This is a genomic window from Psychroflexus sp. MBR-150, from assembly GCF_053628795.1.
This window is the reverse complement of sequence record NZ_JBRJHB010000001.1, coordinates 216,630-229,501: the sequence shown is the minus strand read 5'-3', so window position 1 is coordinate 229,501 and position 12,872 is coordinate 216,630. Positions and strand designations below refer to the sequence as shown.

General features: G+C 33.6%; 10 protein-coding genes. 5 read left to right on the top strand and 5 right to left on the bottom strand.

The window, feature by feature from the left end:
• Nucleotides 1–66: 66 nt before the first annotated feature.
• From ACSSV5_RS01060 to ACSSV5_RS01050, 3 genes are all read left to right on the top strand, one after another.
• Nucleotides 67–492, top strand: coding sequence for a transposase (locus ACSSV5_RS01060; RefSeq protein ID WP_454244425.1), 426 nt, complete (start codon nucleotides 67–69; stop codon nucleotides 490–492).
• Between the two features lie 143 nt (nucleotides 493–635).
• A complete protein-coding gene (locus ACSSV5_RS01055) occupies nucleotides 636–1,349 on the top strand; it encodes a TerC family protein (RefSeq protein WP_211065201.1) in 714 nt (237 codons plus the stop codon).
• 541 nt (nucleotides 1,350–1,890) lie between these two features.
• Nucleotides 1,891–3,036 (top strand): cystathionine gamma-synthase, encoded by a 1,146-nt coding sequence (locus ACSSV5_RS01050; protein ID WP_454244424.1) that lies wholly within the window; start codon nucleotides 1,891–1,893, stop codon nucleotides 3,034–3,036.
• On the opposite strand, the gene ACSSV5_RS01045 is transcribed toward ACSSV5_RS01050, so the two are convergent.
• Nucleotides 3,033–4,109, bottom strand: a complete 1,077-nt coding sequence (locus ACSSV5_RS01045) for an alkaline phosphatase D family protein (protein ID WP_454244423.1) — start codon at nucleotides 4,107–4,109, stop codon at nucleotides 3,033–3,035. The genes ACSSV5_RS01050 and ACSSV5_RS01045 overlap by 4 nt on opposite strands.
• A 202-nt stretch (nucleotides 4,110–4,311) precedes the next feature.
• On the opposite strand from ACSSV5_RS01045, the gene ACSSV5_RS01040 reads away from it, so the two are divergent.
• Together ACSSV5_RS01040 and folP are read left to right on the top strand one after the other, a co-directional pair.
• Nucleotides 4,312–5,454, top strand: coding sequence for an acyl-CoA dehydrogenase family protein (locus tag ACSSV5_RS01040; protein ID WP_454244422.1), 1,143 nt, complete (start codon nucleotides 4,312–4,314; stop codon nucleotides 5,452–5,454).
• A 13-nt stretch (nucleotides 5,455–5,467) separates the two neighbouring features.
• Nucleotides 5,468–6,295: a dihydropteroate synthase gene (gene folP, locus ACSSV5_RS01035; RefSeq protein ID WP_454244421.1), complete on the top strand. Its 828-nt coding sequence runs from the start codon at nucleotides 5,468–5,470 to the stop codon at nucleotides 6,293–6,295.
• 59 nt (nucleotides 6,296–6,354) lie between these two features.
• Here folP and ACSSV5_RS01030 read toward each other — a convergent pair whose 3' ends face one another.
• From ACSSV5_RS01030 to ACSSV5_RS01015, 4 genes are all read right to left on the bottom strand, one after another.
• Nucleotides 6,355–8,373: a ComEC/Rec2 family competence protein gene (locus tag ACSSV5_RS01030; protein WP_454244420.1), complete on the bottom strand. Its 2,019-nt coding sequence runs from the start codon at nucleotides 8,371–8,373 to the stop codon at nucleotides 6,355–6,357.
• Between the two features lie 8 nt (nucleotides 8,374–8,381).
• Nucleotides 8,382–8,816 carry a C40 family peptidase gene (locus tag ACSSV5_RS01025; protein ID WP_454244419.1) on the bottom strand — a complete coding sequence of 145 codons (435 nt, stop codon included), beginning with the start codon at nucleotides 8,814–8,816 and terminating at the stop codon, nucleotides 8,382–8,384.
• A gap of 47 nt (nucleotides 8,817–8,863) precedes the next feature.
• Nucleotides 8,864–10,732 carry a T9SS type B sorting domain-containing protein gene (locus ACSSV5_RS01020; protein ID WP_454244418.1) on the bottom strand — a complete coding sequence of 623 codons (1,869 nt, stop codon included), beginning with the start codon at nucleotides 10,730–10,732 and terminating at the stop codon, nucleotides 8,864–8,866.
• A gap of 98 nt (nucleotides 10,733–10,830) precedes the next feature.
• On the bottom strand, nucleotides 10,831–12,843 hold the full coding sequence (locus ACSSV5_RS01015) for a thioredoxin domain-containing protein (RefSeq protein ID WP_454244417.1): 2,013 nt from the start codon (nucleotides 12,841–12,843) through the stop codon (nucleotides 10,831–10,833).
• Nucleotides 12,844–12,872: the final 29 nt, after the last annotated feature.

The window sequence follows — 12,872 nt, the reverse complement described above, 5'->3', positions numbered from 1 at the left end:
TAATGAATTAAGGGAATATAATATTCCAAGTGGTTTGTGTGGTTACAAAAATTGAAGTGGAAATGATTGATAAGTAGTAAAAGCGATATTCTATGTTGGAAAATAGACGAAATAAAAAAAACAATAAAGTACCCTAACCAAGAACTCATTCATCATTCCGATAGAGGCTTCCAGTATTGTAATCCTAAATACACAAACTTTGCTGAAAACAATGGTATTACAATGAGCATGACCGAACAATACGACCCTTATGAAAATGCTGTAGCTGAAAGAATTAACAGAACTCTTAAATATGAATATGGTTTAAAGCAAACCATCAAAAACACTGAAATAGCTAGAGATATGACTCATCAAGCTGTATATATTTATAATAACCTAAGAACGCATTTTAGTCTAGACTTTAGAAAACCAGCAGAGGTTCATTTAAATCCGAACATCAAATACAAATCGTATAGAAAAAATAACTTAAATTTACAGGAAATTAAAATATGAGCACAAAGTAAAAAGTTATTCTAATTTTTTTTGGGTCCATTCAAAAGGCCCAGAAAAAAAATTGGAAATAACTTTTGATCGATAATCTAATCAATAACCAAAAAAGAGTCAACCTATATCAGTATAATACACTAAAGAATCTTATGGAAATTTTTCTTCACCCCGAAATTTGGATATCCTTACTTACCTTAATTTTTATGGAAATCGTTTTAGGGATTGATAACATCATTTTTATCTCTATTGTTTCAGGAAAATTACCAAAAAACCAACAGCAAAAAAGCATATATGTCGGCTTGACTTTAGCCTTGCTCATGCGTATTGCTTTATTGTTTAGCATTACTTGGATAATTGGTTTAACAGAACCTGTTTTAAGCATTTACGAGTTTGATTTGAGTTGGCGAGATATCATATTGGCAATTGGTGGTATATTTTTGATTATAAAAAGTATTTTTGAAATTCATCACAAAATAGAAGGAGACGAAAAAGAAACTACAGTCAAAAAAGTCAGTTCATTTAGCAATGCCATTATACAAATTGTAGGTTTAGATATAGTGTTTTCTTTTGATTCTATCCTCACTGCTGTCGGGCTAACCGAAGAAATTATTTTGATGATTATCGCCGTGATTATATCCATTATCATTATGATGATTTTCGCCAAAAAAGTCAGCAATTTTGTCAACAAATATCCAACTATTCAGATTTTAGCTCTTTCATTTCTGATTTTGATAGGCTTTATGCTTTTTGTTGAATCACTGCATTATCATGTGCCTAAAGGCTATATCTATTTTGCCGTATTCTTTTCATTGATTATAGAAATGCTGAATATTCGTTTTAGAAAAAACCGAAAGCAAAAGTAGCGATATGGCAAAAGTTTATAGATCTTTTATTATTTTAACGTGAGTTCGATATAATAAAATACAGATATTTAATCATTTGTAATGTCGATAGAGCGAAGCATGAGCGACGAGACATCTCAGTAGGATGAGATTTCTCCTCATTCTTCGTTACCAATGACAAAATTTGCTAACAAAAACATATAATCATCTGATTTACAGCTTACAATAAATCGAACTCACGTTATTTTAAAAAAATGCAGTACATAAACGATGGTTTTAAAAAAGCCTGTTATATAAAAGTCATCTCACATCTCTCAAAAAATACTCTGAAATATCTTTAGCACACTCATCACAGAAGGCATTAGCAAAGAAATAGCTATACTTTTAAACCCCTATTCACAAGGAAATTGGCAAATAGTTTAGAGATATTAGAGTTACAAATAATTGAATCTGCGAAATTCATATGATTGATTTTATATGAATGTGTTAAACATTAACTAAACCTGAGTTTAGAACTTGTTGATGTGCCAAGCTCTGCTAAATTTGCTCAAAAACAAAAAACATGAAATTTAATACCAAAACCATACACGGTGGGCAAGATAATGTCGATCCAGCATACGGCTCGGTAATGCCTCCTATTTATCAAACATCTACTTATTCTCAAACCACACCTGGAAGCCATAAAGGCTATGAATATTCAAGAAGTGCTAACCCAACACGAACGGCTTTAGAAAAATCTTTGGCTTCTATTGAAAACGGAAAATTTGGTTTAGCTTTTGGCTCTGGTCTTGCAGCTATTGATGCTGTCATAAAAACCTTAAAACCAGGTGAGGAAGTGATTTCTACCAACGATTTATACGGCGGAAGTTATCGTTTGTTTACCAGTATTTTCAAAGATTTTGGCATCAAATTTCATTTCATCGGTTTAGGTGATGTCAATAGTATTGAAGCTCATATCAACGACAACACAAAAATGATTTGGGCAGAAACGCCAACAAATCCTATGATGAATGTTGTTGATATTAAAGCTCTTTCTAAGGTTTCTAAAAAACATAATTTGTTATTGTGTGTTGACAATACTTTTGCTACGGCATACTTACAGCAGCCTTTAGACTTGGGTGCTGATTTAGTAATGCACAGTGCCACAAAATATCTCGGTGGGCATTCTGATGTTGTTATGGGTTCGTTGGTGGTTAATGATGAAGCCTTAGCAGAAAAACTCTATTTTATCCAAAATGCCAGCGGTGCAATTGCTGGACCGATGGACAGTTTTTTAGTATTGAGAGGCATTAAAACACTTCATTTGCGTATGCAAAGACATTCGGAAAATGGTCGTGCTGTTGCTGAATTTTTACAGCAACATCCAAAAGTTGAACAAGTATTTTGGCCTGGACTAACAACACATCCTAATCACGAAATTGCTAAGCAACAAATGAAAGATTTTGGTGGGATGGTGTCTTTTACTACGAAAGGCAACTCTTTTGAAGATGCTATTAAATTTGTTGAAAACCTTAAAGTTTTTACCCTTGCAGAATCGCTTGGTGGCGTTGAATCTCTTGCAGGACATCCCGCAAGTATGACGCATGCCAGTATCCCAAAAGAAGAGCGTGAAAAAACTGGAGTTGTAGATTCTTTAATCAGATTGAGTGTTGGTATTGAAGATAAAGAAGATTTGATTCAAGATTTAAATCAGGCTTTGGGGTCTTAAAACTCTAATTCATATTCTTGTAATATTTCATTCTGATTGTGCATTTGCATAATAACTTTATTTTGTTCAAAGTTGTAGTTCAAGATGCCGTATGAATTTTCAGCTACAACTTTACCTTCTCTATCGGCATTGGGTTCTGATGTGAAGCTAGAAAAAGAATGGGTCAAACTGCTTGAGGTGAAATCAAATATTGGGTAATCATAAGCATCAAGATTTTGACTAGAAAATTCAGAGATATGTCTATCTCCTGACAACATCACCAAATTCTGAGGTTGATATGTATTCAATAAAGTTTTCAATTTTTCTACTTCATGTGGAAAATTGCCCCAAGTTTCAAAGCCGTGTTCATCAGACCAAATTTGAATACTACTCATAATGATGTGGTAATCAGCTTTTGAATTTTTTAGTTCATTTTCTAACCAATTCCATTGTGTTTCACCGAGTAAAGTTCCTTCGCCATTTTGCCAAGGTTTATAGCGTTTATCACTGTTTTTATTTTTTTGCAAAGGACTTCTAAAATAACGTGTGTCTAATAAAATTAACTTTACAGTCTTGTCTTTAACTTGAATATTTTCAGCATAATAAATGCCTTTTTGGCTTCGCCTCTTGTCGGTTGAAGCAACTCCTATAAAGTCTAAAAAAAGGTCTTGGCTTTCCGTTTTGTATTGCCATTCTATACCAGCATCATTTTTGCCATAATCATGATCATCCCAAACGCCATAAACTTGATTATTTATCGTTTCTATAAAATTTTTGTAATCAGGGTTGTTGAGTTGAGTTTGGTAATCTTTTGCCATTTTAGCCATATCTTTAGTATCAGCATAAATATTATCGCCACCCCAAATAAAAATATCAGGCTTTTGTATAGCCATGGCATTCCAGAGCGGTTGTTCTAAGTCTTGTCTGTTACAGCTACCAAATGCCACGACAAAATCAAATGAATTATTTTCAAGAGTTTCTAAATTATTCCCTGTTTGTGTATCAGGTTGTTTTTTATCAGGTTGTTTTTCATTTTTACAAGAAACCATGAAAAGTGTCAAAAAACAAAACCCTAAAATGCGTAAATTAGACATGATTAAAAAGATTAATTAATCATCAAAAATAATTCAATTAACTTCTAAGTGTTTTAAGCATAAGTCAACAAAACATAAAGAAGAGATAAACAATTTTAAAAAGCAATAAGCCAAGACTCAAAAAAGCAATAATAAATTGTCAAAGATTTAAAGAAAAGTTATATTTGTGCCTATTTTTTGATGATTTTACAAAACTAAATTTATGGATTTCAAATTAACCGAAGAACACGAAATGATTCGTCAAGCTGCTAAAGATTTTGCTAAATCAGAATTACTTCCTGGCGTTATAGAAAGAGATAACAAACAAGAGTTTCCAAAAGAACAAATCAAAAAACTCGGCGAGCTTGGGTTTTTAGGTATGATGACTTCTCCAGAATTTGGCGGTGGCGGAATGGATACGATATCTTACGTATTAGCCATGGAAGAATTATCAAAAATAGACGCTTCTGCATCAGTTGTTGTTTCAGTTAATAATTCATTGGTCTGTTGGGGAATAGAAGCTTATGGCAGTCAAGCCCAAAAAGAAAAATATCTAACAAAACTCACTACTGGAGAAGCACTTGGTGCATTTTGCTTAAGTGAGCCTGAAGCAGGTAGCGATGCCACTTCTCAAAAAACAACAGCCATAGATAAAGGCGATTACTATCTTTTAAATGGCACAAAAAACTGGATAACCAACGGAGGCAATGCAGATTATTACCTTGTTATTGCCCAAACCAATAGAGAGAAAAAACACCGTGGCATCAATGCATTTATTGTTGAAAAAGGATGGGATGGTTTTGAAGTTGGCCCAAAAGAAGACAAAATGGGTATCCGCGGTAGCGACACTCATTCTTTAAATTTTAACGATGTTAAAATTCCAAAAGAAAACAGAATAGCCGAAGACGGATTTGGATTCAAATTTGCTATGAAAACCCTTTCTGGCGGTCGTATTGGTATTGCTGCACAAGCCTTGGGCATTGCATCAGGAGCATACGAGTTGGCTAAAGAATATTCAAAAACCAGAAAAGCCTTTGGTACAGAGATTAAAAATCACCAAGCTATTGCCTTTAAATTAGCCGATATGCACACTCAAATTGAGGCTGCTCGACACCTCGTTATGAAAGCCGCCTGGGATAAAGACCAAGGTCAAAACTACGATTTATCAGGTGCTATGGCAAAACTCTATGCCTCACAAGTCGCTATGGATGTGTCAACTGAAGCCGTTCAAATACACGGAGGAAACGGTTATGTTAAGGAATATCATGTAGAACGCATGATGAGAGATGCCAAAATTACCCAAATTTATGAAGGTACCTCAGAAATTCAAAAAATTGTAATCTCACGATCTATTTTAAACGACTAGTTTTAATGCAGTTATGACAATAAATTGTAAGGGACAACTGATAGATTTTGATTGTCCCAAGGTTATGGGTATTCTTAATTTAACACCTGACTCTTTTTACGATGGTGGTAAATACCAAACCCAAAATGCAATATTGAAACAAGCAGAAAAAATGCTCACTGAAGGTGCTACCTTTATAGATTTAGGTTCGTATAGCTCAAGACCAGGTGCAACACATATTGATGTAGAAGATGAAAAAAAAAGGCTTATCCCAGTTGTTGAGCTCTTGGTTAAAGAATTTAAAAACGAGATCTTATTGTCAATTGATACGTTTAGAAGTGAAGTGGCAGATTTGACACTTCAAATTGGTGCAAGTATCATTAACGATATCTCTGCGGGTCAATTAGATACTAATATGCTCCAAGTTGTTGCAAAGCACCAAGTACCTTATGTTATGATGCATATGAAAGGGAATCCTCAGAATATGAAAACTTTAGCCCAATACGACAACTTACTTGTTGAAATTAAAACTTATTTTTCTGAACGACTATCTATAGCTTATCAAAAAGGGATTAATGATATCATTATTGATCCAGGTTTTGGATTTTCCAAAAGCATCCAACATAACTTTGAGTTACTCAACCATTTTGAATTATTTAAAAGTTTTGACTTGCCCCTACTTTGTGGCTTATCAAGAAAATCTATGATTTACAAAACTTTGAAAACACAACCCATGCATGCCTTAAACGGCTCTACAGCACTGCACGCTATTGCGTTATACAAAGGAGCCAATATTTTACGCACTCACGACGTAAAAGAAGCCGTTGAATGTATTAAGCTTATACAGGCATTAAACGCATGACAAAATATTCACCAAATTATAAAAAACCAAATATTCTATAATTTTATCAACCTAAAATATTAAGGCAAACTAAAGCTCAAATAACCAGCTTTATATGTCCAATGAAACGGAACATTGTATTTTTTTGCCGTTTGTTGCCAACGTTCTACATAACTTCTATAATTATTACCATCCGCAATAATATGTTTAGGATGTAAAGTTTCAATTAGCTTCCCTAAATGTATATCAGGCGACTGACATAACACAATAATTTCAGTTTTAGATTCTTTTAAATAAACCCCTGAGCTATCTATTACAGTTAAACTATTTTTATTGAGTTTAAAACTATTTTTCAAAGGTCTAAATTCAGTACTATCAATGCGATGTATCAATTGATAATTACTCAACAAATAAGAGTCTGAAAACCCCTCAGTTTTATCTGAATAAATCTCAAGTTGCCGACCTTGCTTGATGCCAATAAGACTTTGTCTATTTTGATGAAAAACAATTAATTCTGAATGTTTATCAACTTCAGAAATCTCTGAAATACTAACCACTATAAAAGCTAAAAGCGAAAGCAAAAACACAGTGATATAAGATTTTTTAAATTCTCGCATCGTAAACATAAAGCTCAGAACCAAAAGTAAAATGGCTAAAAACATATTTCTAGTAAAGAAAATGTCCTGAAATATAAAATCCTTGAATTGACCAAGCCAGTTGACATAAGCCACTAATAAATCTAATAAATAAGCATAAACCTCAACCAAAGGCGAAATTAAACCTCCAACCAAAGCCAAAACAATACAGATTAAACCACCACCAATTAAAATTCCTAAAAATGGTATAATGACAAGATTTCCTAATAAAAACAAACCTGGAAACTGATGAAAATAAAACAGTTGAAACGGCAACACCCCAATTTGTGCAGCTAAACTCACATAAGCCGTATCCCAAAATATTTTGGGGATTTTATATCGTGGCTGATAGAGTTTTGAAAATACAGGATACAACATCACAATAGCAAACACCGCCGAATAAGACAACTGAAAACCAACTTCAAATAGCAATTGTGGTCTGTAAATTAAAAGAGCCACAGCCGACAAGCATAACATATTAATGCTGTTGGTTTTTCGTCTAAACAATTGACCAAAAGCCAAAAAAGAAAACATTGTTACTGCACGCATTACCGAAGGTGAAAATCCCGCTATGGCCGCAAAAATCCAAAGTGAAAGAATTGTAAACAAAACCTTAAACTGCCTCCCGTATTTGAGACTTAACAAGGGTGAAAATATAAAATTAAGAATAAGAAAAACAATACCTACATGCAATCCCGAAACCGCCAAAATATGTACAACACCGACTTCTGCAAACTCGGCATAAACCTCTCGATTTATCGATTGTTTTTGACCTAAAATCAAAGCTTGAATGAGCTCTAAATGTTCGTTGTCAAATCCTGATTTTTGTAGAGCAGAAACCATTTTTATTCGCCATTGCCCTGCGTAAGCATTTATACTAAAATGAGTTTGTGGAACGACTTCAAATTTATCTTCATAAACCACCGCAAACACGTCCCGATTTTGCATAAATGAAGCATAATCAAATGTTTGAGGGTTTTTGGCTTTATAAAACGGATGTAATGAAGTTGACATTATAACCTTATCACCAGGTTTCAACTCTTCGGTTACAGAATCCTTTGAAACATTGAGTAATATTTTGCCTTGATAAAGTTGGTGGTCAATCTTTAAATGATCTAAAATATATTTTTGGTTGTAAGCATTTTCTCTTAAAACTTCACTAACATCAGCTTCAATCCCAAAGTATTCTTGGCTTTTAAAATCTAAATGAATAAGATGATGGGGTTGATTTTTTGGTAAATGGATATGGGTTGACAGACTTCCTAAAACAGCAAAAAGCACAACACTCGACCATAAAAAAAGTGATTTTTGATTCCAAATCCATCTAAAAATAACCAATAAAGCAACCAAGCTTAATACAAGTGTTACTAGTACTTTGAATTGTAAATCAATAAAAAATCCCAAGTAAATTCCACCGATAAAACCCAAACACAGTTTAATTAAGGTGAAATTGAGAAAGTGCATAATTTAAATCATAAAATCCGCTTCACAAACTTAAAACTTTTTTTCCAGTATTTTTGATATAAGTTTGTTACAACAACACCTTGACTTGTAGTTGAGTGAATGAAACTGATATCACGACCATTAGCACTAACAACCAGACCAACATGATTGATCCCGCGTCCTTTTCCAGGTGTTTTAAAAAACACTAAATCGCCAACTTTAGCTTTTTTGAGCTTTGTTTTGTTACCAAGTTTAGACATGGCTTTTGATGTTCTGGGTAATACAATACCATGTCTGTAAAACACACGATAAACTAAACCTGAACAGTCCATACCTGATGAGTTAGTGCCACCATAACGATATGAAGTGCCTAAAAAACTTTGAGCATAAGTGCTGATTTGTCGGGCTTTACTGTTTTGAGCTAAACGTTTTTTGCTGCCACAAGAAATGAGAGCTAATAGCATAAATAAAACGAAAATCTTGTTTAAAATGTTAGTGCCGTTTTTCATCTTTATCGCTTCAATGTAAAATTTCCTGTAAAAGTCTGACCATCAACATCTAATTTATACCAATAGTCTTGTGACGGTAGAGCTTTGCCTTGATACGTCCCATCCCAAACAAAAGGAGCCTTTACTCCAGATGCAATTAACTTTCCGTATCGGTCAAAAATATAGATGCTAAATTCATTAAAAAACCTGTCTGCTGGAATTCTAAAAAAGTCATAAAAGCCATCGGCATTTGGGGTAAAAAATTGAGGAATCTCTAAATGCGGAAATTCTATAACTTGAATTCCACAATCATTACTTTGAATACTTATATTGTATAAACCGCCAGCTACGTTTTCAAAAATTGGAGAAGTCTGAAAATTTTGACCGTCTATTGAAAAAGAAAAATCGCCTTGGTTTTCTAATGAGATAATAATATCTCGACCATCACTCACAATATCACTAACGACAGCTTCATCTAAGAAAGCTACTTCAAAGATTTTTGTAGAAGTGCAGCCGTTTGGTGTTGTACGTTCAACACTAAAACTGCCTGCTTCATCAACTTCAATTTGTGGTGTGGTTTCATCGGTTGACCAAAGATAGGTTAAATTTGAACTTTCAGCATCCAAAATAACGGAATCACCTGGGCAAATGGCTATGTTTTCGGTTTCATTCTCAGGAGTGCTATTTATAGTTAAACTAATTGGAGTACGGGTTGGGGAAATGCAATTACCAACAATTGTTGTGCTTTCAGCATAAAAAGTACCTTCATTATCAGGTTCAAAACTAAAGCTATTTTCAAGTAACAAATTCCCACCATTTGGAGAATCATACCAATCTATACTAATATTAGAATTGTTCTGAACTTCTAAAACAACACTTTCACCATCACAAATTTCAACATCACCTAAACTTACAGCTGGAATAAAACTTTGGACATTAATTTCAAATACATTAGAAATGCTATTACACAAATTGTTGTTCACATTAATTAAATCTTCTGAAACTTTGACTCTAAAAAATTGAGTAGAATTAATGTTATTAAGCTCTAAAGTTTGAGAAGTTTCACCAGGAATATCATTCCAATTGTTGTTATCATCACTTTGTTGCCACTGATAAAAATGGTTGTCATAAACTGAAAAATCAGGTACAGCTGTCAGCGAGAGACTGTCAATATTTTCGTTTTCACAGACTTCAAGGCTATTAGTATTGTCTTCATCAAAAATTTCAGTTAAATCTCCACAAGACTTAAAGGCAATGTCGTCTATGGCTAAATCATTTCCACATCCGCCTTCACCGTTGTTGAGCATTTTTAGAATTATTGATGTTTGCCCTGGCAAAGTTTCAAATGTAACAGCAAATTGCTCCCAACTAGGGTTTGTTGTGCCAGGAATATCACCAGTACTCCCTTCGGATAGAAGTGTGGTATCGGTTTCGTCCCAAATTTGAAATCTTACGTTTACTGGAATACCTGTGCCAGGACATGCCGCTGACGAAGCATCATAAATGTTTACAAGAAATGCTGAAAATTCATAGGGATTGTTTTCACACAAACCACTAATGGGAATTTGAAAAAACAAACCCGCATCAAAAGATGCATTCACAATTAGAGCTTTGCCGTTAACGTCACCAGTAGTGTTATCAGGAATGTTATGAAAACTACCCAACTGCATCAAATTTGATGAAATGGTGTATTGCCCATCTTGTGGTCCTTGGTCAACAAATGTATAAGTTGTTACACTGGCACCAAGTGGCGGACCATTAGTAGTACCTTGACCAAAATCTTCTTCAAAAATAGCTTCACCTGTATTGCCTGGGCAAAAACTTATTTGTGACCAACTATTCGAGTAAACAATTGAAAATAAGATTAAACTGTATAAAAGTCTTGATTTCATATATATAACTAAGCTTGCTAATTTAATAATTTAAAGCTTTCATCTATCAGCTTTTACTATGGATTACAAGTATTTATCAAATGAACATTATTTTTTATCTATCGATAGCATTTTCTTAAAGCTTCTATACTTTTCTCAGCATTATTAAAAGCATTGGAGCAAGTTTTGTTTTGACAAATAAAAATTTGATTTAGATGTGATTTAACTTTGTGTTGAAGCAGAGGTAAATTTTCAGTTAAGCCACCACAAAAATTACAAAATGGCCAATAGTGTTGTTGTATTTTACTAAGGTTTTCTAAAGCATCAGGACCAGTTATAGCAACATCAATTTGACCTTTATGAATAGCAATATTGAGCTTGTGCCAACGAGCAAAATAAAGCTTGTATTTTTTATTCAATGGTTTGACTTTTTGAAGCATTTGCTTGGCAGTTTCAATATACTTTTCATTGTATAGCATATGCCCAAGTCGCCATAGATTTTCGGCCATCACAGCATTTGAAGATGGTATAACGTTGTCGATAGATTCTATTTTTCGAGCGATGAGTTGTGTTGATTTTTCGGTGTAATAAAAAAGATGTTGGTCTTGGTCAAAAAAATTGTTGTAGCAAAATTCTACTAAGTTTTCTGCAATTTTTAAATATCGTATTTCAAAACTGATCTCATAGCTATACAATAAGGCTTCTATAAAAAAAGCATAGTCGTCTAAAAATCCTTTTGGTGTAGCGTTATCCATCAAACGATTTACAGAAGAGGAATTAGTAATACTTTTTTTAATAAGATTCTGCATAAGGTCAAAAGCTAATTCTTTATACGTTTCGTCTGACAAGGCTTGGTAAGATTTAATTAAACCCTTAACCATCAAGGCGTTATGAGCTGTTATTAACTTGTTGTCTAAACCAGGTTTTTTACGCCTACTTCTTTCAATTTTAAGTTTGGTTTTAATATCTGATAACTGCTTGGTGGCTTGCTCAGATGAAATTTTAAATGTATCAGCCAATTTTTGTAAAGGTAATTTTTGGGCTAAAATATTTCTTTGGTTTTCCCAATTTCCGTTAGGCTCAAGCCCAAAAAAGCTTTCGGCGAGTTTAAATTCATCTCCGTTTAAAATTTGCTTTAATTCCTGAAACGTCCAAGTGTAAAATAAGCCTTCTTCATCATCTGAATCAGCATCAAGAGCGGAATAATAACCGAGATGATTACTTTTTAAATCTGCATTCAAAAACCAGATAGTTTCTTCTATACATTTTTTGTAGTCTTGATTGTGTGAAACTTTATAAACATCAGCATAGAGGCTAATCAATTGGGCATTGTCGTAAAGCATTTTTTCAAAATGTGGTGCAAACCAATTTTCATCTACACTATAACGTGAAAAACCACCACCAACCCAATCATAGATGCCACCTTCCAACATTTGATTTAAAGTTAAATCAATAACCTTTAAAGCTTGTTCATCTTTGTAGGTTACAAAATATTCTAGTAAACTATCCCAAACGACAGGCATGGGAAATTTTGGGGACTTATTGATTCCACCTTTTTCAAAATCAATATGTTGATACCAAGATTTATAAGATTTTAACAATTCATCTTCCGAATGATTTTCAGTTGAAACTTGGGTGTCAAAAATATCTATACTATCAATGCTATCAGTTAATCTTTTGGCGGTTTTAATCAAGGTTTCGGGTTGCTTTTTATAGGCTTCAGCAATATTTCTTAAAATTTTTATCCAGCTGTCCTTAGGAAAATAAGTTCCTGCATAAAAAGGTCTGCCATCAGGTAGTGCAAAAACATTAAGTGGCCAACCACCACGACCCGTTAGGATTTGTGCTGCATCCATATAAATTTGATCAATGTCAGGTCGCTCTTCTCGGTCTATTTTTACGTTGATAAAATAGGTGTTCATCAAAGTTGCCACTTCTTCACTTTCAAAACACTCATGAGCCATCACATGACACCAATGACAAGCTGAGTAACCTATGCTTATCAACAAACATTTGTTTTGATCTTTAGCCAATTGAAGTGTTTGCTCATTCCATTCTTGCCAATGTACAGGATTATCTTTGTGTTGAAGCAAATAAGGATTTGAAGATTGAGAAAGCGTGTTTTTGAGCATAGTATAATAAATGGAAAAATCAACCCAAA